The following is a 20,990-nucleotide window of genomic DNA, read 5'->3' on the forward strand; positions in this document are numbered from 1 at the left end:
CAGTTCATAACAACTGCACTATGGCGCATTGCGACGCCGGGTGAACCAGGAGCCATCCACCCCATCCCGCATAGCGGGGTCAGAGACCTCTGCGACAGACCCCTGCGTCAGACCACGTGACGGGCCCTTGCGCCGCGCTCGATCGCCGCTGCATGAAGCCGATCGATGTTCAGTTCATAGCGGATTTCTTCGAGCAGGCGCAGTTCGGCTTCTTCCAATGTGCCGTCTGCGGCGGCCACGTCGCAGGCCAGTGCATAGGCTGTTTCATTCAACCGTTCGGGCAGCGCCTCGCGGATCAGGCCAAAGAGCGCATCAAGGCCGTCTTCTTGTTCAAAAAGATCAAAGACTGTTTTGCTGATCGTGGCGAGGCGGTCATTATCGTAGCCCGCAAAAACCGGCAGTATGTTTACAGAGGACTGGATTTTGATCAATTCAGCGGTTCGGATGTCCTCGTCTGAGGCGGACACGGCGATCATCAGTGCGACAAGGCAATCTTGCGCGCTGAGTGAGAGAGAAGTGCTGTCGTTCATTGCTGGTGTCCTTTGAGGTCATGTTGCGGTGCAGAATATTGACCCTGCGCTGGTGACGCAATAGGAACAGGGCCAGCCGTGCGCATTGGGCGCAATTGGCCCTTTCGGGAAGTTTGATATGTCTGAGATGCGGGATGCAGGAATGCAGAGCAAAGCGTGGCCCTTTGAGGAAGCGCGCAAGGTGCTGAAACGCTATGCATCCAAGGCACCTGAAAAAGGTTATGTGCTTTTTGAAACCGGGTATGGGCCCAGCGGATTGCCGCATATTGGGACGTTTGGAGAGGTGGCACGCACGACGATGGTGCGCCGTGCGTTTGAGACGATCAGCGATATTCCCACGCGGTTGATCTGTTTTTCCGACGATCTGGACGGGATGCGCAAGGTGCCCGGCAATGTGCCGAACCCCGAAAAGCTGGCCGAGCATTTGCAGCGTCCGCTGACCAGCGTGCCTGACCCGTTTGGCACGCACGAAAGCTTTGGCCACCATAACAACGCGATGTTGCGGCGGTTTCTGGACACCTTCGGCTTTGAGTATGAGTTCTATTCGGCCACCGAATTTTACGCCTCTGGTCAGTTTGACGAGGTACTTTTGCGCGCGGCGGAAAAGTACGATGAGATCATGGCGGTGATGCTGAAATCACTGCGCGAAGAGCGGCGTCAGACCTATTCGATATTCCTGCCGATCCACCCGACGACGGGCCGGGTGATGTATGTGCCGATCAAGCAGGTCAATGCCAGGGATGGCACGATCACATTTGATGATGAAGATGGCACAGAGATGACGCTGCCGCTGACCGGGGGCAATGTGAAGTTGCAGTGGAAGCCGGATTTCGGCGCACGCTGGGCGGCGCTGGGTGTTGATTTTGAGATGTACGGCAAGGACCATTCCACCAACACGCCAATCTATGACAGCATTTGCCGGATTCTGGGGGCCAAGGCACCTGAGCATTTCACCTATGAGCTGTTTCTGGACCAGGACGGCCACAAGATATCCAAATCATCGGGCAACGGTCTGACGATTGACGAATGGCTGACCTATGCCAGTGCCGAAAGTCTGTCGTATTTCATGTATCTCAAGCCCAAGACCGCCAAGCGGATGTATTTCGATGTGATCCCCAAGGCGGTCGATGAGTATCACCAACAGCTGCGCGCCTATGAGGGGCAGGATCTTAAGGCGCAGTTGAACAACCCGGTGTGGCATATTCACGGCGGCGATGTACCCAAATCGGATATGGTGGTGCCCTATTCGATGTTGCTGAATCTGGCGTCCGTGTCCTCGGCTGAGGAGAAGTCGCAATTGTGGGGATTTATCCAGCGCTATGCGCCGGATGCAACGCCGGAGGCCAATCCGGGGATGGACGCGGCGGCAGAGCATGCGGTGCGATATTACAATGACTTTGTGAAGCCTGAAAAAGTGTTCCGTGCGCCCAGCGATCTGGAGCGGGAGGCGTTGGAAGACCTGTTGGCGCAGTTGAAGGTGTGGGATGGCGGTCTGGATGCGGAAGCCTTGCAAACCATGGTGTTTGCAGTTGGCAAAGAACGGTTTGACCCGCTGCGCGATTGGTTCACGGCACTCTATGAAGTGTTGCTGGGCGCGTCGCAGGGGCCACGCTTTGGTGGGTTTATCGCGCTTTATGGTGTCGATGAAACGGTTGCATTGATCGAGGATGCGCTGGCCGGGAAATTGATCACGTCGTGAACCTCTTGCCCTTCGGTGCGCGTGACTTACCATATGTCATGAAACCATGGGGGAGAAGTGCGATGCGGACGGGATTGATTTCGGGGGTTGTGGGGATGGCCCTGACCCTTTTTCTGGCCTTTGGCGCGACGGCACAACAAGCGCAGATTGAAGGCACGATCAACAGCCAGATTGAGGCGTTCAAGGCGGATGATTTCGCGGACGCGTTCACCTACGCGACGCCGACGTTGCAGATGTTGTTTCAGTCACCGGAAAATTTCAAACGCATGGTGACGACGGGCTATCCGATGGTTTGGCGGCCCGCTGAGGTGCGATATCTGGAACTGCGGGAACGCGGCGGGGCGCTGTGGCAGAAGGTGCAGGTTACGGACGGCAAAGGGGCGGTGCATCTGCTGGATTACAAGATGGAAGAGACCGACATAGGCTGGCGGATTGCGGGGGTTGTGATTTTGGAGGCAACGGGGGTGGCTGCGTGAGGGGGGATGAATGGCTGCTTTGAACCGAACCTCTGAATTCACTTTTTCGCGGCACACGCACGCGGCACGAAGATCGCTGCAAGTGCTCAGTTGCGGACGCCGCTGTGCGGCGGCGAAACCGGCCATTTATGCCAACCTCAGCGCAAATGGGAGAGCAAGGATCAAGTCGCGGACAAAGTGAGCGTTCGCTGCATTTGCGCCAAAGATCGCTTCGCGGATTTTCTTCGCTCTTGAAAACGTAGGATTGCCAGAGTTGCTGTTTGCTGTGCCACGAGGCATACAGTCTGGACGCAAGCCTTATCCGAGACTGATCATGGGCAATAACCATCAAAACTGTCACAGCGAAGTCGCTCATTTCCTTGCAGAAAATTTACCCAAGGCTACAGACCGTCCGGGCTGGAATGACATGGCTTCTACGGCCTACCTAGCTCCTTTTTTCACCTTTTGCGACTTTGAGGCTTTTACTGGTGTCGTAGAGCCCGGAAAATCCGCAAACGCGTTTTGCTATGTTCCTCACACAGAATTTAAGGATGACATCTACCTGAAAAACGTCATCAAAAACGAGACTGGGGATATTCATTGCGATAAAAGTTGGAGGGATGTCTTTGGAGAGCCTCACAAGGAAAGATACCTCCTCACCAAAGGCGACACCGATGATTTCATTGGGCCCATCAATAAAGGCGCTGTAGTCTCCGTTGCCCTCAAGACTCGATACACCGGGCAAAACAGGGAACAGGAAAAGCACAACACGGCTAACTTAAGCATCAATCACACCTCGCCTGGTGCGTTTGATACATAACGCCGCTCAAACCAGACTTTCGCCGCAGACGGGACAAATGTCCGTGATGGCCGTTTTCAGAAATCATTAGTCTAGGCGCTGCAGCTCAAATTGAGCTTGGTCAATCGTGAATCAAAATGCTTTCTTGGGTTTGCTGTTCATGTGCAAAACCAGAGATTGTGATTGAATTAGACAGGAGCCGGGCAAAAAATGCTACGCAGAGTAACCACGGAGTCAGGTATGAAACCAAAAATTGGTCTGGCGCTTGGCAGCGGAGGGGCTCGCGGTTGGTCCCACATTGGCGCGATCAAGGCTCTGGCAGACGCGGGGATTGAACCGGACATCATCTGCGGCACCTCAATGGGCGCTCTCGTAGGGGCTGCTTATGTCTCCGGCGCGCTTGATCGTCTGGAAGATTTCGCTCGCTCGATCACCCGGTTCAGCTTAACGAAGTTAATTGACATCAATCCTGCCACCGGTGGAGTGATCGAAGGTCTGCTTGTTTCAAAGCAATTGCGCGATCTCGGTTATGCGACCGACTTTTCCGGCATTGACCGACCGTTCTTGGCCGTCGCAAGCGATCTTTTCGGCGCTTCGGAAGTCTGGCTACAGACGGGCAATCTTGTCGATGCCATCCGCGCATCCACAGCCATTCCTGGGATCGTTTCGCCCGTTCGCATCAACGAAAGATGGCTAATGGATGGCGGGATGACCAATCCGGTGCCGGTGTCCGCTTGCCGTGCATTAGGGGCCGACATCGTGATTGCTATTGATGCGAATTCGAGGCTTCATTCCTATCGTCAGCACTTTCCAAAAACCGACTTGACTGACCAATGGGCTGCGACCGAAGGGTTAATTCTTGCTGCGCCGACGCGGTTGCGGCCTTATCTGACGTCGCTACTGCCGAGAAATTCGCACAAGCCCAAAGGGCTTGGCTATTTTGAAGTCTTATCGGCCTGCATCGATGTAATGGTCGAACAGATTCAACGCAGCCGCCTTGCTGGGGACCCGCCGCATCTAATGGTATCTCCAAATCTCAGCCAGCTTAGCATCCTGGACTTTCACCACGCTGCCGAGGCGATCGCGGAAGGCCAACGTGCGATGTCCGCGCAGATCGAGACGCTTTCTGCGCTACTCTGATCAGGTAGGCCTTCAATTGATCGTGAACGAAGGTCCGCAATGCTTAAAAAGACAATGGTTACTTGGGTCAAATTCAACGTCAGAAAAGTCCGCAAATCAGACCTCACCAACTTGCCACCCGTTGCGGCCCCCCACCGCACGCACCCCGCATCCCCTATTAACCCGGCCTTGATATTTCCCTGAATTCGCACCGGCAGTCGTCGGGCTTTGACAGCAATCAACGGGTTGCCGCGTTTTTGCAGGCACCGGGGAAAGGGATTTTTCGATGAACAAGGCGATTACCGACGGCGTATTGTTGATGCCACCTGCGTTCGCGGATGGGTTGGACGTGTATTCAAGCGGCGATGGCACGCCGGGGTCGGATACCTATGCCAATGCCACGAATGCGGCCTTTGTGTCGGCGGATCAGGATTTCGGCGGCACGTTGGAGATGCTCAAGACACAGTCCACCCAGACGCTGCGCTATATGGGGCAGACGCCGTTGTTGCCGGGGTGCTATCTGCGGGTGAGCGCAAAGGTGAAGGCGATCAGTGGCAATCTGCCATCGGTGCGCATCGCTGGCTATCCGGCGCTGGGTGATGGGAGCAAGGTCACAGGTGTTCCAGAATTTGGCCCGGCCACACCGCTCATGGGCTACGGTCAGGTGGTCGAGATCAGTGCAATTATTGGCGCGGGGTCACGCGGTGGCGTTGATATGGTTTGGGGACCGGATGCGGTCTACGGGCATCTGGGGCTGGACCTTATTGGTCAAAGTGGCGGTGTTGTGCGCATTGACGATATTCAGATTGAAGATGTCACATCTGTTTTCCTGCGCGACCTCGTATCGTTGATTGACGTGACGGATTATGGCGCTGTCGGTGATGGGGTGACCGATTGCACGACCGCGTTTGAGGCGGCAAATGCAGCGGCCAATGGGCGCACTGTCTTCGTCCCCACAGGTACTTTCTTGCTGAATGGCGATGTGACGTTTGACACGCCGGTCAAGTTCGAGGGCAAAGTGACAATGCCCGCCACAGCACAGTTGCTGCTGCGCCGGAACTTTGACTTGCCCAATTACATCGAAGCGTTCGAGGATGAAGAGGTTGCATTCCTGAAGGCGTTTCAGGCGTTGTTGAACAGCTCTGATCATGAATCTTTGGATTTGGGGGGGCGAAAGGTCTATGTCCTGAAACCCCTCGACATGCAGGCTGCGGTCCCGGATCGGTCCAGTTTTGCCACACGGCGGGTGATCCGGAACGGGCAGCTGGAAGCGGGGCTGAGCACCGCCTGGGACACAGTCGAAGTCACTTCGCAGGCGAGTTATTCACCGTCCAACGCTAACCGTCTCACAGGCGTGACGAACGTCGCAAACGTGCCTGTCGGGGCATTGGTCGAAGGGACAGGCGTCGGACGTGAGGTTTATGTTCTATCGAAAAATGAGGTGACGCAAGAGGTTACACTGAACGCGCCGCTCTATGATGCGGCGGGCACGCAGAATTTCACCTTTCGCAAATTCCAGTATCTGATTGATTTCAGTGGCTTTAGCCAGCTCAGCAAATTCGTGATGGCCGACATTGAGTTTCAGTGTAACAACCGATGCAGCGGTGTGATGCTGGCCCCATCAGGGTCCACTTTTCACATGCGCGATTGCTTTATCAGCCGCCCGATGGACCGCGGTCTGACGTCAACCGGCACGGGCTGTCAGGGGATGTTTGTGGACCGCTGTCAGTTCCTGTCGTCGGAAGAGAGCGAGCTGGTGCCAAATCGCAAGACGATCGCGCTGAATACCAATGCAAATGACGTCAAGCTTCGCGACAACCGAGCCACTCAATTTCGGCATTTCGCGTTGGTCGCCGGACAAAATTCGATCATCAGCGGCAACCACTTTTTTCAAGGGGACTCCGTTTCTAATGGCATCCGCTCGGCTGGGCTTGTCCTGACATCCCCGCATTCGAGTTCGATCGTCACTGGCAATTATGTGGACAATTGTTTCATCGAATGGAGCAACGAACAGGACCCAGAACCAGAGTTCAATACGGAGTATTCGTTCAGTTCACTCAGCATCACGGATAATATTTTCCTGTCCGGCGATGTGGCCCCCTGGTTCAGCTATATTGTGATCAAGCCGCACGGCGCGGGGCATTTTCTGAGCGGGGTCAACATTACTGGTAACAGATTCCGCAGCATCATCGGCGCGATAGACCGGGTAGAGCGGGTGGACACAACCTTTGCCGATCTGAACATTTCGCGATGCAGAGACGTGGTGATGAAAGGCAACTCATTTCATGCTGTCACCGCGCAGGTCCAGAATGCGGCAGAGATTGAGTTTACGCAAAACTCCCTTTCTGACAGTTGGGACATTGATACATCTGGATATCTACCCTTTGGGGGGCAGGCGCTGAATGTGGATTCCGTTGTGGCCCAGGGTGCCATCAAGGATGCATCGGACCTGACGCAATACGCCATGCCTTATGTTCAACAGATCCAGGGACCGAACCGGGATCGCATTCGCGTTGTCTGGCCGACACCGGTCAAGGGCAAGGTGCTGGTTGTGGTGCGAATGGACAACCGCTGAACCAAATCAATGCCTGTATCTGGCCCTGCTTGTTTGATCAGGCGGGGCCAATTTTTGCCTCAGAATTCGCGCCAGAGACCGATTTTGATGGCGGTATATTCCGGGTTTCCAAGCTGGCTGTCTGCGCCGATCTGCAACCGGTATTTGGCGTTGCGCGGCTTGATCACAACTGAGGGGGCGATGCTGGCATATGTTTCTCTGTCCAAATGGGCCAGATAGAGTTGCAGCATGCCAGTGGTGACACTGGTGAAATTGAGCCCAACTGTCGTATCAACCTTTGCAAGGTGATGGCTTGTGGTTAATGCCCATGACACGGATGCGTCAACGGACGCCCATCCAGGCGTATCCCGAAAGGTGAACCCGCGCCCCCAGGATACGCCTGTCTTGAGATAGGGAATGGCGATGTAATCCACCCAAGCTGCCCCCACGCCAAGCTCATAGGCCCATTTGTTGGGGCCGTTGTTTTTGCCAAGAGGGCGGCGGACAAAGATTGTACCGTAGCCTGATTGGGTGCCTTGACTGCTGGTTGCGTAGCCGATGTCGGTCCCGATCGTCAGATCATCACGCCAGCCGTATTCCAGATATGAGGTGTTGGTCGTGTCGCGAAACCATGTTGAGGTGAACGATACCGATGTGAAACTGGTGCCTTTCTCGCGCAGCCATGCACCGGCATCGGTGCCGGTTGCCCAAAAAGAGCAGATCAGAAAAACGAATATTGAACCAGACCGCATCGGAAACTCCCGTTAACGATCATGGTTAGTTATAGTTAACAAAGAGTTATCAGGTGCGGGGCGTCGACTTCAAAGCAAAAGGCCCAAAGCGAACGCTTTGGGCCTGACAGGTAAGTGTAGAAGGCTAGCTCTTTGCGGACTTAGGCCCGAACAGACGCGCCCCGTGGGCCCGCGATGAGCCACACGATGAAACCCACAACCGGGAAGACCAATACGCCAACAATCCAAAGCAGTTTCGCCAGATTTGAAGCGCTGGATGTGAAGATTTGGTAAATCGCGTAGATATCAGCGATCAATACCAAAAGGCCGAGAATTCCATATTCCATTTTGTCTCTCCTGAGTGTGTGAGTGCATGTCCTTAACTGCTCACCCAACACTGAGAATTGTCCAAAGGTTCCAAAAAAAATTTCTGGAACTTTTTGCGCGGCAGGGGTGTTGCGCCTGCGGAAGGCCCGACGGGTCAAGGAATTGAATAAGGAATATAATGTGAAAACCTCTGTTGTTGTTATTGGCGCTGTTGCCGCCGCTGTTGTGATCGCTGCCGCTGTGTACATGATCGATATCGATCAGACCCAAGAAGCGCGCTTGCCAGATGTAGATGTCTCGATTGAACCCGGCGCGTTGCCTGAATTTGAGGCCGAGGTTGGATCAATCGCGTTGACCAGTGAAGAGGTGACCGTCGATGTCCCAGAGGTCGAAGTGACTATGGAAGAGAAGACGATCACGGTTCCGGGTCTTGAAATCACTGCGCCCGAAGATGCCGAGGCGACTGTTTCAAACTGACCGATTGCCCCCTGAGTGGCTATCAGAGAGCGCCTTCCAAGAGACTGGAGGGCGTTTTTCTTTGCAGATGTCGCTTTTGTACGGCTAGGGCACGATGAACCAAAGTTCAGTGTTATCGCTTGCCGCCATACCGCGATTTCCCGCCCCGCATGCCGCCGCGACCACCGGTGCTGCGCCCTGATGCTTTTTGGGCGTCGCCTACGGCTTTTTCCACTGCGTATTGCCGCGCCATCGGATCGTCTGCAATCACCAGATCGACCGCTTCAAGGCGTTTGACCTCATCGCGCAACCGGGCCGCTTCTTCAAATTCAAGGTTCTCGGCGGCCTTACGCATGTCGGTGCGCAGCCCTTCGAGCACGGTTTGCAGATTGCCACCTGCCAGCGGATTGTCGATCTTGGCGGTAACGCGGTTCATGTCCACGTCGCCTTTGTAGAGGCCCGCCAGAATATCCTCGACGTTCTTTTTCACTGTCTGCGGCGTGATCCCGTGTTCTTCGTTATAGGCCAGTTGTTTGGCGCGGCGGCGGTCGGTTTCGCCGATCGCGCGTTCCATCGACCCGGTGATGCGGTCGGCGTACATGATCACACGGCCATCGGCGTTGCGCGCGGCGCGACCCACGGTTTGGATGAGAGAGGTTTCAGAGCGCAGAAAACCTTCCTTGTCGGCATCGAGGATCGCGACCAATCCGCATTCCGGAATGTCCAGGCCTTCGCGCAGCAGGTTGATGCCGATCAGCACATCGAACGCGCCCAGCCGCAGGTCGCGCAGAATTTCGATCCGTTCGATGGTGTCTATATCGCTGTGCATATAGCGCACGCGGATGCCCTGTTCGTGCATGTATTCGGTCAGGTCTTCGGCCATCCGCTTGGTCAATGTGGTGCACAATGTGCGCATTCCGTCAGCGGCAACTTTGCGCACTTCGTCCAGCAGGTCATCGACCTGCATCTCGACCGGGCGTATTTCTATATGCGGATCAATCAGGCCGGTTGGGCGGATCACCTGTTCGGTGAAAACTCCGCCGGTTTGCTCAATCTCCCATTTTGCGGGGGTGGCCGACACAAACACCGACTGCGGACGCATCGCGTCCCATTCTTCAAACTTCAGCGGGCGGTTGTCCATGCACGACGGCAGGCGGAAGCCATGTTCGGCCAGTGTGAATTTGCGCCGATAGTCACCTTTGTACATGCCACCAATCTGCGGCACGGACACGTGGGATTCATCTGCAAAAACAATGGCATGATCGGGGATAAATTCGAACAGCGTGGGGGGCGGTTCGCCCGGTGCGCGGCCCGTCAGATAACGGGAATAGTTTTCGATGCCGTTGCAGACGCCTGTCGCCTCCAGCATCTCGAGGTCGAAATTGGTGCGCTGTTCCAGCCTCTGCGCCTCAAGCAGTTTGCCATCTGCGACCAGCTGATCCAGCCGCGTGCGCAGTTCTTTCTTGATGCCAATTATCGCCTGCGACATCGTTGGTTTCGGCGTCACGTAGTGGCTGTTGGCGTAAACGCGGATCTGATCGAAGGTGTCGGTTTTTTCACCGGTCAGCGGGTCGAATTCGGTGATGCTTTCCAATTCCTCGCCAAAGAACGACAGCCGCCATGCGCGATCATCCAGGTGGGCGGGGAAGATTTCGAGTGAATCGCCGCGCACCCGGAACGATCCCCGTTGGAAGGCGGCGTCGTTGCGTTTGTATTGCTGTGCAACCAGATCGGCGATCACTTGACGCTGGTCGTAATTCGACCCGGTTTTCAAATCCTGTGTCATCGCGCCATAGGTTTCGACCGACCCGATGCCGTATATGCACGACACCGAGGCCACGATGATCACATCGTCACGTTCGAGCAGCGCGCGGGTGGCCGAGTGGCGCATGCGGTCGATCTGTTCGTTGATCTGGCTTTCTTTTTCGATGTAGGTATCAGACCGTGCCACATAGGCTTCGGGCTGGTAATAGTCATAATAGCTGACGAAGTATTCCACGGCGTTATCGGGAAAAAACCCTTTGAATTCGCCATAAAGCTGGGCCGCCAATGTCTTGTTCGGGGCCAGAATAATCGCCGGGCGCTGCGTTTCCTCAATCACCTTGGCCATGGTGAAGGTTTTGCCGGTACCGGTGGCCCCCAGCAGCACCTGATCGCGTTCGCCGCCCAAGACACCGTCGGCCAATTCGCGGATTGCGGTGGGCTGATCGCCTGCCGGTTCAAATTCGGTGTGCAACTTGAACGTCCTGCCGCCTTCCAGCTTGGGCCGGCTGCGCACATCCGGGGCGGGATTTGCCAATATCGGCATCCCGGCAGAAGAATCGGTTTGGGCATAGGGCATGGCGGCGTCCTTGGGTGGCGAACTCCATAGGTGTCATGTTTGGCATCAGGTTCAAGGGGGCGGACCCTCCTTGTTGTCAAAAACTGTCAGCAGCCGGGCTTGCGTCGCAACAGCGGCCCGAATGACCTGTCAGATCACTTCATCAACCGTTTGCGATTGGCGCGGACTTTTCTGCTTAAGGGGGCCAACGCGGCGCTGATGATCTTGTCTGGCGTATTGCCTGCCATCGCGGCCATTGAAGCGGCAGCATAAGCCTTGGCAATTGCAGGTGCCTTTTCAGCGATCATGCGGTTGTTTTCGCCGCGCCGCGCCGGGATCGCGCCGCTCAATCCCATCAAACGCAGCGTCATCACCGTATGCGTATCCATCACCAGCGATGTCATCTGTGCCTGCAAGTTCAAAAGAGCGAAAGGATTCATCAACGGCTCCAATATCATATCCATCTACATATATGCTGCGCTGCAGCATTGATAGAGCAAAAGTGCAATCTGGCGCATTCTCTTGCCCATGGTGTCGGAATATCGGATAAGTCTCTACCGACTTGATCAATGAGGCAGACATGCGCGCACGTATCTATCAACCCGCCCGGACCGCGATGTCATCGGGCACCGCAAAAACCAAATCCTGGGTGTTGGAGTATGCCCCCTCCGAAGCCCGTGAGGTTGACCCATTGATGGGCTGGACGTCTTCTTCTGATACCCAGTCTCAGATACGTCTGCAATTTGCCACACGCGAAGAAGCTATTGATTATGCACGTGAAAACAACATCGATGCACAGGTGCAGGACCCCAATAAACGCAAACCCAACATCCGCGCTGGCGGGTACGGCGAAAATTTTGCCACAGGCCGTCGCGGTGCCTGGACACATTGATCTGTGTTGGGGGCTTTGGCGTTGATGGGTCGCATCCGACACCGACATGACGATTTAACTGCGCCCTGCTGTGCGGCACCAAAGACCGAACTTTGGCGTGCCGGATGGCTCTGATCCCTTCATCCCTTCACGATTTTTGAAAGAACTGCCATGAATATGCTCAAGATCGTTGCGGTGCCCATGCACAAGGAAGGCCGTAAATTCGTTGCGATTTTTGCTGTTATTGCCATTATTCTGGGCTTTATCTGGGATCCTTTGTTCTGGATCGGATCTGGCGCGACAGTTTGGTGTTATTACTTTTTTCGCGACCCTGTGCGCATCGTCCCGCAGCAAGAGGGGCTGGTCATCTCCCCTGCGGATGGGGTTGTGTCGCTCATTTCCGATGTGGTCCCGCCCGTTGAACTGGAACTCGGCGATGCCCCGCTGACCAGGATATCGGTCTTTATGAATGTCTTTAATTGCCATGTGAACCGCGCGCCGATCGCGGGCAAAGTGACCCAGATCGCCTATCACGAGGGCAAATTTGTGAACGCATCGCTTGATAAAGCCAGCGAACACAACGAACGCAATGGTCTGACCATTGAGAGTGCGTCGGGTGCGCGCATCGGCGTTGTTCAGATTGCCGGACTGGTCGCGCGCCGCATTGTCTGTTTTGTGCAACCGGGTGATGCTGTCGGGCTTGGCCATCGGTTCGGCCTGATCCGTTTTGGCAGCCGCCTTGATGTGTATCTTCCAAAAGGGGTCAAACCATCGGTCTGCCTGGGTCAGACGTCGGTGGCCGGTGAAACCATTCTTGCTGACCTGACAGAACCCGATACGGCCTGCCACGGTATCGCAGTATGAATGGCTCCCATCGCATAAAGCTGCGCCATATTGTCCCAAGTGTGGTCACAGTTTTTGCGATTTGCGCGGGGCTGACCTCGGTCCGGATGAGCCTTGAGGGCCGCATTGAGACGGCATTGTACTTTATCCTGCTGGCTGTGTTTCTGGACGCCGCTGATGGCAAGCTGGCCAGGTTTCTGGACACAGCGAGCCCGTTTGGCGCGGAACTGGATACGCTGGCGGATTTCTTCAATTTCGGTATCGCACCGGGCCTGTTGCTGTATCAAACGCTTTATTTTGGGACCGAACATGCGAATATGGGCTGGCTTGCGACTCTGGTGCTTGCGGTCTGCTGCGCCTTGCGGCTTGCACGGTTCAACCTGTCAATCGGGGCCTCCACCGTCAAATTGAAAAAGGATGACTTTTTTGTCGGTGTTCCGGCCCCTGCGCTTGCCTGTCTCGCGCTGATGCCCGTTTTCATGCAGCTTTATGGCTGGCCTGTCGCCGATTATCCTTTCATGCGCACCATCTACATCATCGGCGTTGGCCTGCTCGCGATCAGCACCATTCCGACGTATTCAATCAAACATGCGTCGATCAAGCAAAGGCACCTTGCCGTCGCCATCGTTGTTGCGGTTGTATTGGTGGTCTGCCTGATGGTCTATCCCTGGCCCACATTGATCACGGCAAACCTGATGTACATGGCATCATTGCCGTTCTCTTATTTGTCGCACAAGAAACACGCGACGTTGGCGACGCCCTGACCGGTCAGAACAAAACCGCCCGCGCGCGAACAAGGCTTGCCAAATTCAGACCGATGATGGACAACCGCGCGCAGCGGTCCCGTAGCTCAACTGGATAGAGCACCTGACTTCTAATCAGGATGTTGGGGGTTCGAGTCCTCCCGGGATCGCCAGAACTAATGACCGTATCACCCAGTCCGCGACAGGATGCCCTGAAGAATGCCGACGAAGCGACATTCTCTGGTTGGTGCACTGATGGGCGAAACGCATCTTACAAGGACACGACATACCGGCTAGATTTGCCGGAACCATCACGTCAGGAGTGCGTTAGCCAGAATGATAGATAAATTTCTTCCGACCCGTTTCGCTGTTTTCCTCACGGCAACTGCCTTGTGCGCAACGCCACTTCATGCCGAAGTCGTGGGCAACGTCGATGTGGACTGGCTGGGCAATGACATTGTGATTGAAGCAATCCCGGATCCGAAGGTCAAAGGTGTGACATGCCACGTCGCCTATTTTGACCGTGGTCTGATTGATCGCCTGCAAAAGGGCAATTGGTTCGAAGATCCGTCAAATTCGTCGATCTCGTGTCGCCAGACCGGGCCTATTGAGATGGGTGATATCGAACGTGATGATGAAGGCGAGGATGTATTCAGCGAACGCCGTTCGATCATTTTCAAGAGTCTCAGAATCAAACGTATCTTCGATCCAGAAAACAACACGCTGATCTACATCAGCCATGCGCGCGATGTTCAGGACGGTTCAGCCAAGATGTCGATGTCGACCGTCCCGCTTTATACGCCCGGCGACTGACACAAGCGAGTGATTGCCAAGCCAGTGAAACGTCGCTTTGCGCGGCGATTTCGATCGCGTATGTTGCCAGAAAACAAATGAGGGCGGGCATCATGAACACTTCACGCAGAATATTCGTATTTGGATTGGGCGCAATTGGCCTCTCTGCCTGCACAACAGGTGGTGGCGGTACGCTGGGCCCGCGGATCAGCAGTGCGCCCTCAGATCTGCAACCGGTGCCCAATGCAGGCTATGATGCGTGGGTTGCGGCGTTCAAGACACGGGCCGCCGGGCAGGGGATATCCTCGGGCACTTTGAGTGCCGCGTTTCGCGGCGCGGGATATCTGCCCGGTGTCGTAAAGCGCGACCGCAACCAGACCGAATTCAGCCGCACGCTCGAAGATTACCTTGCCATCGCCGCCTCAGATGAACGGGTCAGCAAAGGCCGCGCCGCATTCGCGCGGCATCGCAACACCCTGTCCGCGATTGAGGCGAAATATGGCGTTGCCGCTGAAATCGTTGCGGCCGTATGGGGCTTGGAAAGCTTTTATGGCGAACGGCGCGGCGATGTGCCGGTGATTTCCTCGACCTCAACGCTCGCCTATGACGGGCGGCGTGGGGCGTTCTTTGAAAAACAGCTGATCGCGGCGCTCAAGATTTTGCAAAATGGTGATGTATCGGCGGCGAACATGACCGGATCCTGGGCCGGTGCCATGGGCCACACGCAGTTTATTCCGACGTCTTATCAAGCCTTTGCCGTGGATTTTACCGGCGATGGACGGCGTGATATCTGGTCTGCGGACCCTTCTGATGCCCTGGCCTCTACGGCGGCGTACCTGTCGCGCAACGGCTGGACGCGGGGCTTGAAATGGGGGGGCGAGGTTGGCAATGGCGCACCTGCCGGGACCTCGATCCAACCTCAGCCCGGCGGACCCACATTCAATGTGACCAGCAATTTCCGCGCCATCAAGCGCTACAACAATTCCGACAACTATGCGATTGGCGTCGGCCATCTTGCCGACCGTATCGGCGGTGCAGGCCCGATCCGGACCAGTTTCCCGCCCGATGCCGACGGATTGACCAAAGCTGACCGGGTGTCCCTGCAGACCAAGCTGACTGCCAGAGGTTTCGATACGGACGGGACCGACGGCGTGATCGGCCCCAACAGCCGCAAGGCCATTTCCGCCTATCAAAGCAGTGTCGGCCTGCCCGCAACCGGTAATCCATCTTTGGACCTGCTGCACCGGTTGGGTTGAGGGCGGCGCTTTGTTGGTACTGCTGGCGGGGATCACATCGTGTGGGTTCAATGCCATCTGATCTGAAATCGTCCAGACCTCGGTAAAAGCTATTTACCTGCCTTGGCGTCGATCTCGCGAAACCTCTGGGGCAGGGCCCGACGAAAAAGATCAAGGGGTATTGGCGCATCTGAATGCAAATGGGCAACCGGATTGATCACCGGGTCGGCGTGGTCCTCAGGAAAGTCTGACTGGAATGGCGGCACCGTTTCAGCCGGCGCTTCCGCAGCCTCACCGCGTGTATGGTTGTGCGGAAAGCGCGAAAAGACTTTCCGCTCATGGGTTCGGCAGAACACCTTTTCCTGAAGCTTTGGTTTTCCGAACAGTAAGGTGAACATCAGCGATTTGTTCCAGTTCCACGGTACATGTGTTAAACACTAGATGTTGCGTCACGTTGCATCAAGACTGCAATTTGCAGTATCCGCATCTACTGGCGATTCAACCTGACGTTCCCTAGGTGTCAGTAGTGTCACGCATGGGGGAATGCTGGCCTGTCCGAAACGATCCTGTGCTTCAACCGGACGGGGAGCGGGAATCGATGATCCTACCATTCGCTTTGCCGAGGCAAGCCAACTGTTCTTAGTTTGTTGCGTTGGGCGTGCGTACCATTCAATTGGTCGTCAGGTCAAAACTGAACGCTAACGAGCATCTCAACCAGCATGCAAAGAATTTCCAGAGGGATGGCTTTGAAATAACGTTTTTCGTCAAGTGACTGAAGCAAAGGCACTTAATCGATAAGTATGGTGCTGTGAGAGAGGATCGAACTCTCGACCTCACCCTTACCAATGTGTTTTCAAAACTCTTGGACTGGGTCGGATGCGGGTTGATGAAGTCGTCTAAAACAGCATAACCGATTGCTATGGTTGGGCTATTTTCCGAACTAGTTTTGCATGGTGTCGCATGTAGCCAGTCCCGGTTGTACTCCGCTGCCCTACTAATCCCCTACTAGTGACCCCGCCCCATCGACGGCTGTCGAGTCAGGCAGCCCAACTACGTGTCCCGCTCCGAAGGAGTCGGCGGCCTACACCGCGGATCAAAAAGGAGCCGAACCGTCGTGATCTGTGGCAACCTTGCGACGCATCGTAACAAGGATGCCGCGCAGGTTTGTCTGACGTCAGCACCTGCCGGAGAGATTTAGGGGTTTGAGTAACGGAGGATTTCTGGTTCATCGAAGCCATTATGGAGCGAAGATGAATAAGAAATCCGGAACATCGAAGGATGCAGCTGACAAACTCGTCAGGGGCATCAAGCGTGGCTCGTGGCCTTGCTCAAGGCAGAAACGGCCAATGTGATGCGCCCCACCGCAAGCTTCCATCGCCACGACACAGGTCGGAAGCTTTGCCAGTAAACCCAAAAGCCTGAACCGCTGGATGCGCTTTCGGAAGACAACCGCGCCACTGCCATCAAGGCCCGCCACGCTGCACACCGTCTTGCCCAAGTCGATCCCAAGAACCGCTATCTCCCTCAGAACTCTCCTTCTTCTCCACCATTCACCGCAACAATAGCGGCATCTCGGTGGGAAGGCAGTTCATCCCATTAGGTCAACACCCCTCCAATGTCAAAAGTTGCACGACAATTCAAAATGGCTCTCGCATCCGATTTTCACGGGATTGTAGCGCAAGATCTTCTTAGCTTCCTCAACGGTTGGTTTCTTTTTCGAAACAATAACCTTTGCGCCCTTGTAAACAATTTCGCCGTAATTCGTACTTTTCGTGCGGGTAAGCGAAAGACGGTACGGGTCATACCTGAAGCTTGCAATACACCCCGTTCGCGTCGGCTCCAAGACATGCGTGGCTTTGCAGCGCCGCGGACGATTGGACTTAGAGCACCCGTCGCGGGTCGCCTCCTCGACGGTGCGGCCCCGCCCTATTAGGCCAACATTGGTAAAAATCACTGCTGGGCTCGACAGATACCGCTGATATCTCTCACGGGCCTTGCGCACTTTGTCATAGTCAATTGCTCCGCGCGAACCAGACTTGGGTTCTAGTGAATACGAAAAGTGATCGTTGTCAGTTTGCTTTCGCAAAAAAGTTGTATTGAGCTCATACAGAATTCTAATGTTGCTTTCGTTGCCTGGAAACCGTTCCGAGATGAGCTGCTTCGCAGCATTCGAAGTATCCTGATCGAGTTCACCGGTCACCTCAACTTCATGACCGTAGTGGTTCAGAATCTTTTGAATGCGCCTCACCTCAAACTTCGAAAGCTCTCTTGCTTCTGCGTCCGCTAAAAATGCCAACATCGAGAAAGCAATACAGAATGAAATGGCTAGAATTTTCTCAAATTTTTTGCGAATTGACAGGGAACTCATTGTAATTACTCCATTCATGTAGACATCTGCACTCTACTGGTTCAATTTAATCGTTACTATTTGACCGATCAAATTTCAAACAAGATTGTAGCTTCTCTGGTTGGAGAACTACGCCCAATGCCCTGAACGTCATTTTTGTGTTGCGGCGTTTAGCAGTCATTTCTACTCAAAGCGATAGTGTAGGCGCGGAGTATACCTCCTTCGAAGGGCCGCCATGCGGCATCAGTGCACATGTCAAACGTCAGGAACGGGCTGCAACCAGTCACTGGTTCTTTTGAGCGGAATGACAGCAAAGTCCCGCTTAGCGGAAGTTGGTGGTGAGTGCTGCGAATGTCTAAATCGCTCCAGTACAACGGATGCTGCAGGTAGCACCAGTGTCCAAAACACGAACCGAAGTTGACGTTGGACTATTTGAGATTCGACATGACACTTTCATTAGCGGGATCGGATACATTTTTCTCCGTGAAAAGAAAAAGGAAGTTTATAAGAAAACAGGTAAGAACCAATGCATTAGTCAAAGCAAATCTTCGGGAAATAATGGCGTGGTTGGTTATGAATAGCGGACTAGCGAATATACTAGGCAACAAGGCCACATATAGGATCGAGGCCGTCATTCCAAGCGTTTTCCAACCATTTCTGCTGAGTGTGTTGCCAGCCGAAGCTAACCATTCAAAAATAACGCTCCTATCTAAGAACACAAACATGATCAAGTCTATCGCAATAGGAAGTGTAAATAGTGCTAGCAGAACCCCAGCCTTTGATGACTGGTAAATATAAAACCCCATTTTTTTCCTACGACCTTTGTAAACGGCAGTAATGCTCAATAGCGATCCGATAAAAACAAGAAAAGTCGTTGCTGATGCTTGGAGCATCGGCGCAAGCGGCCCAGATTTGTCAAATATCAACAAAAAGATAGCTTTGTTTGCAATGGCGATAATCATAAAGAATGTGAGTGACATAGCCAGGGAGTAGCTATCAAACAGGTCTGACTTTGCGATTTTTCTTTTGCTGTAAGATAAGGCACAAAGTAAAATGAAGCTGATATAAAGAAACCAAAATACGGAAACATCAACAGACACCTCCACTCGCAAAATGCTCAAAATAGAATTGACAATATTGTGAATTAGAAGTCGCCAAGTCTCACTTAGCCAGCGGACAAAACCGGCAAATGCAACAATATCGTCAAGATTAGTGAAGGCTGTGAACGCGATATTGATACTAGAAATCACTATGGCAATTTCCGAAAGTGACTTTTTCTTACTTAGCTCCGACCATTTCTGACCCAGAATTTTAATCATAACGCGGTTTCCTCGCTGCTCGCGCTAAGTTCGATGCTGCATCTCGCTTAGTCAAGGGAACTTCAAGTGTGCCCCGCTCCAAAGGAGTTGGCGACCTACAACGCAGATCAGAATTCCAGCTGTTCATCGCGCAAGGTGCCGGTGGTTGATGTCCATCAATGTGGCGGCTGCGAAAGTAACGCGCATCGAAGCCTTGCCGATAAGCGACTTAAGTACCAAGGTACTATCTAGTAACAATAACTTGGTTTCATCCTTTGTTTTCCCTCCCTGAATGGCTTCGCTCAAAGCCAAAACGAATTGACGAACCTGAACACGCCTCGTTGGGCAATGACATTAGTGTCATTGCACCCAAAGTCGGGACCAATATCGATCGACCCGTCATTAATCTCTACCGGCCACACATCGTCTCGGGTGACTGCCTGATTGTAACCGGGTACCAAGACTTTCTTTCCTCTCTCGCCATCCTCATGAAAGAAGTACCGGAGCTGAAGGAACCTGAAGGCGACAGTATGGTACGCATTCGGATTTCATTCGGTATTGATACAGCGAATGCCCAGCGTCTTGCTAAGCCGAAGCCAGTTAAAGAGGAGATGAAGCTTTATTGGTTAGAGCGCTCAGGTCTCCAAGTCGAAGATGATGACGATCTGCTGGCAGTATTGGCGAAGCATGCCATTCTGGCTGGTAAGATTGAGCTGCGCGTTTTTGATCCCGTATTGGCACGGGAAAAGCTCGGGATCACTGGGGATCGTCGGATGCACTCCAAGATCGTCAGCTCACCAAAAGGTGCCGTCGCTGGCTCGGCCAACTTTTCCAAGTCTGGATTGTACAGTAATATCGAATATGCGGACGGCCTTGATGCTGGGTCCCATGAACTGCAGTTTGAGCGGACGCAGGCGGCTGAGCAGATTTGGGACGTTTCTGCCGACTGGAAAAGCGAAGCGCTAGAAATCCTAGATAAGCTTATCAAGCCCGTCAGCGCCGAAGATGCAATGGCGCGAATGATCTCGGAACAGAAGGGCTTTGAGCCCTGGATTACTGGAAGCCGTAAAGACATTACTGGCCACACGCTTTACGAATACCAGCAGGAGCTTACTTACGAGGCGTGCTCTATCACGTACGATCACGGCATTACTTTTGTCGAGGCACCTACTGGCTCTGGCAAGACTGAAATCGGGTGTCACCTTGCAGAGGCTTTGTCTGAGACTTTCACGCGGGTCATACCTAGATCTCCCGTTCATGGCGTTGCACGAAAGAATGCGGTCGTTATCGCTCCGCCAAAGGTAATACCGAGCTGGAAGAAGTACTCCACAAACTCACTGGAGGCTGTAGCCAACAGTAAGCTTGCGAAGCAACATCTGCGCGGTGCCGGGGACGATAAAAGAGCTGGTCTTCGCCTCGATCAATTTGGCGTACTTATCATCGACGAAAGCCACACGGTCACACCAGGGTTCGAACAAGCCTCTCAAATGGCTGCGGCCATCGAACTGGCCCCACCTAGTTGGAATGTCTGTTTGTCAGCGACTCTTCTGGGCAACCGGGATGTCGACTGGCTGGCACACATGCAAGAGAAGCGCGCGTCCATCTTTATGACGCCTGATTACATCCAGTCCATGGGTGATCTTTTTGACCGGGAAATGAAACAATCACCTGACATTTTCGACCAGAACGTGCCGGTTGCCGTCCTTTCTGAACCGGAAACCACTCTTTCCAGGCAAGCGCGCAACGAACTCTCTCAACTGATTTCTCCCTTTTTGACGCGCAGGCAGCGTCGCTGTGTCTGACGTCAGCACCCTTGGGACAGATTTGAGGATTTGAATAAGGGAGGATTTCTGGTTCATCTTATCGATTAG

The 20,990-nt window shown here is 54.1% G+C and carries 20 protein-coding genes, 1 tRNA gene and 1 pseudogene; 13 read left to right on the top strand and 9 right to left on the bottom strand.

Annotated features, from left to right (window positions below; all coding sequences use genetic code 11):
• Nucleotides 1–107 precede the first annotated feature (107 nt).
• The gene (locus tag ACEWL3_RS19640; RefSeq protein ID WP_114879728.1) at nucleotides 108–530 is read right to left on the bottom strand and encodes a tellurite resistance TerB family protein; all 423 of its coding nucleotides are present in this window, start codon (nucleotides 528–530) and stop codon (nucleotides 108–110) included.
• Nucleotides 531–648: 118 nt separating this feature from the next.
• Here ACEWL3_RS19640 and ACEWL3_RS19645 point away from each other — a divergent pair, with 118 nt between their 5' ends.
• The 5 genes from ACEWL3_RS19645 to ACEWL3_RS19665 all read left to right on the top strand — a co-directional run bounded on the left by ACEWL3_RS19645 (nucleotide 649) and on the right by ACEWL3_RS19665 (nucleotide 7,177).
• Nucleotides 649–2,229, top strand: coding sequence for a lysine--tRNA ligase (locus tag ACEWL3_RS19645; RefSeq protein ID WP_386185340.1), 1,581 nt, complete (start codon nucleotides 649–651; stop codon nucleotides 2,227–2,229).
• Between the two features lie 62 nt (nucleotides 2,230–2,291).
• Nucleotides 2,292–2,705: a DUF4864 domain-containing protein gene (locus ACEWL3_RS19650; RefSeq protein WP_386185342.1), complete on the top strand. Its 414-nt coding sequence runs from the start codon at nucleotides 2,292–2,294 to the stop codon at nucleotides 2,703–2,705.
• 244 nt (nucleotides 2,706–2,949) lie between these two features.
• Nucleotides 2,950–3,504 carry a hypothetical protein gene (locus ACEWL3_RS19655; RefSeq protein WP_435001507.1) on the top strand — a complete coding sequence of 185 codons (555 nt, stop codon included), beginning with the start codon at nucleotides 2,950–2,952 and terminating at the stop codon, nucleotides 3,502–3,504.
• Between the two features lie 219 nt (nucleotides 3,505–3,723).
• Nucleotides 3,724–4,623: a patatin-like phospholipase family protein gene (locus tag ACEWL3_RS19660; RefSeq protein ID WP_386185346.1), complete on the top strand. Its 900-nt coding sequence runs from the start codon at nucleotides 3,724–3,726 to the stop codon at nucleotides 4,621–4,623.
• Nucleotides 4,624–4,888: 265 nt separating this feature from the next.
• Nucleotides 4,889–7,177: a glycosyl hydrolase family 28-related protein gene (locus ACEWL3_RS19665; protein WP_386185348.1), complete on the top strand. Its 2,289-nt coding sequence runs from the start codon at nucleotides 4,889–4,891 to the stop codon at nucleotides 7,175–7,177.
• 59 nt (nucleotides 7,178–7,236) lie between these two features.
• Here the strand turns inward: ACEWL3_RS19665 and ACEWL3_RS19670 are convergent, their stop codons facing one another.
• Together ACEWL3_RS19670 and ACEWL3_RS19675 are read right to left on the bottom strand one after the other, a co-directional pair.
• Nucleotides 7,237–7,908: a hypothetical protein gene (locus ACEWL3_RS19670; RefSeq protein WP_386185350.1), complete on the bottom strand. Its 672-nt coding sequence runs from the start codon at nucleotides 7,906–7,908 to the stop codon at nucleotides 7,237–7,239.
• Nucleotides 7,909–8,048: 140 nt separating this feature from the next.
• Nucleotides 8,049–8,234 (bottom strand): PLD nuclease N-terminal domain-containing protein, encoded by a 186-nt coding sequence (locus ACEWL3_RS19675; protein ID WP_386185351.1) that lies wholly within the window; start codon nucleotides 8,232–8,234, stop codon nucleotides 8,049–8,051.
• A gap of 160 nt (nucleotides 8,235–8,394) precedes the next feature.
• Here ACEWL3_RS19675 and ACEWL3_RS19680 point away from each other — a divergent pair, with 160 nt between their 5' ends.
• Entirely contained in the window at nucleotides 8,395–8,691 is a 297-nt protein-coding gene (locus tag ACEWL3_RS19680) for a hypothetical protein (RefSeq protein WP_386185353.1), read from the top strand.
• A gap of 112 nt (nucleotides 8,692–8,803) precedes the next feature.
• Here the strand turns inward: ACEWL3_RS19680 and uvrB are convergent, their stop codons facing one another.
• Complete coding sequence (gene uvrB, locus ACEWL3_RS19685; protein WP_386185355.1) at nucleotides 8,804–11,011, bottom strand: excinuclease ABC subunit UvrB; 2,208 nt, start codon at nucleotides 11,009–11,011, stop codon at nucleotides 8,804–8,806.
• A 134-nt stretch (nucleotides 11,012–11,145) separates the two neighbouring features.
• Entirely contained in the window at nucleotides 11,146–11,454 is a 309-nt protein-coding gene (locus ACEWL3_RS19690; RefSeq protein WP_435001513.1) for an antifreeze protein, read from the bottom strand.
• 116 nt (nucleotides 11,455–11,570) lie between these two features.
• Between ACEWL3_RS19690 and ACEWL3_RS19695 the strand changes: the two genes are divergently transcribed.
• The 6 genes from ACEWL3_RS19695 (at nucleotide 11,571) to ACEWL3_RS19720 (ending at nucleotide 15,495) form a co-directional block, all read left to right on the top strand.
• The gene (locus ACEWL3_RS19695) at nucleotides 11,571–11,882 is read left to right on the top strand and encodes an ETC complex I subunit (RefSeq protein WP_386185359.1); all 312 of its coding nucleotides are present in this window, start codon (nucleotides 11,571–11,573) and stop codon (nucleotides 11,880–11,882) included.
• 150 nt (nucleotides 11,883–12,032) lie between these two features.
• Nucleotides 12,033–12,725 (top strand): phosphatidylserine decarboxylase, encoded by a 693-nt coding sequence (locus tag ACEWL3_RS19700; RefSeq protein WP_386185362.1) that lies wholly within the window; start codon nucleotides 12,033–12,035, stop codon nucleotides 12,723–12,725.
• Nucleotides 12,722–13,468, top strand: a complete 747-nt coding sequence (locus ACEWL3_RS19705; protein ID WP_386185364.1) for a CDP-alcohol phosphatidyltransferase family protein — start codon at nucleotides 12,722–12,724, stop codon at nucleotides 13,466–13,468. The genes ACEWL3_RS19700 and ACEWL3_RS19705 overlap by 4 nt, the downstream gene beginning before the upstream one ends.
• A 75-nt stretch (nucleotides 13,469–13,543) precedes the next feature.
• Nucleotides 13,544–13,620: transfer RNA gene (locus ACEWL3_RS19710), tRNA-Arg, on the top strand.
• Nucleotides 13,621–13,783: 163 nt separating this feature from the next.
• On the top strand, nucleotides 13,784–14,260 hold the full coding sequence (locus ACEWL3_RS19715; protein WP_386185366.1) for a CreA family protein: 477 nt from the start codon (nucleotides 13,784–13,786) through the stop codon (nucleotides 14,258–14,260).
• Between the two features lie 92 nt (nucleotides 14,261–14,352).
• Nucleotides 14,353–15,495, top strand: coding sequence for a lytic murein transglycosylase (locus tag ACEWL3_RS19720; protein WP_386185368.1), 1,143 nt, complete (start codon nucleotides 14,353–14,355; stop codon nucleotides 15,493–15,495).
• Between the two features lie 89 nt (nucleotides 15,496–15,584).
• Here ACEWL3_RS19720 and ACEWL3_RS19725 read toward each other — a convergent pair whose 3' ends face one another.
• The 4 genes and pseudogenes from ACEWL3_RS19725 to ACEWL3_RS19740 form a co-directional block, all read right to left on the bottom strand.
• Nucleotides 15,585–15,872: a hypothetical protein gene (locus tag ACEWL3_RS19725; protein WP_386185370.1), complete on the bottom strand. Its 288-nt coding sequence runs from the start codon at nucleotides 15,870–15,872 to the stop codon at nucleotides 15,585–15,587.
• Between the two features lie 905 nt (nucleotides 15,873–16,777).
• A pseudogene (locus tag ACEWL3_RS19730) lies at nucleotides 16,778–16,993 on the bottom strand (IS110-like element ISMmg1 family transposase); the annotation flags it as partial.
• 99 nt (nucleotides 16,994–17,092) lie between these two features.
• Nucleotides 17,093–17,842 (bottom strand): hypothetical protein, encoded by a 750-nt coding sequence (locus ACEWL3_RS19735; protein ID WP_386185372.1) that lies wholly within the window; start codon nucleotides 17,840–17,842, stop codon nucleotides 17,093–17,095.
• A 407-nt stretch (nucleotides 17,843–18,249) separates the two neighbouring features.
• Complete coding sequence (locus ACEWL3_RS19740) at nucleotides 18,250–19,140, bottom strand: hypothetical protein (RefSeq protein WP_386185374.1); 891 nt, start codon at nucleotides 19,138–19,140, stop codon at nucleotides 18,250–18,252.
• Between the two features lie 320 nt (nucleotides 19,141–19,460).
• Between ACEWL3_RS19740 and ACEWL3_RS19745 the strand changes: the two genes are divergently transcribed.
• Entirely contained in the window at nucleotides 19,461–20,921 is a 1,461-nt protein-coding gene (locus ACEWL3_RS19745; RefSeq protein WP_386185376.1) for a DEAD/DEAH box helicase family protein, read from the top strand.
• Nucleotides 20,922–20,990: the final 69 nt, after the last annotated feature.

Source organism: Sulfitobacter sediminivivens (genome assembly GCF_042611115.2).
Lineage (GTDB): Bacteria > Pseudomonadota > Alphaproteobacteria > Rhodobacterales > Rhodobacteraceae > Sulfitobacter > Sulfitobacter sediminivivens.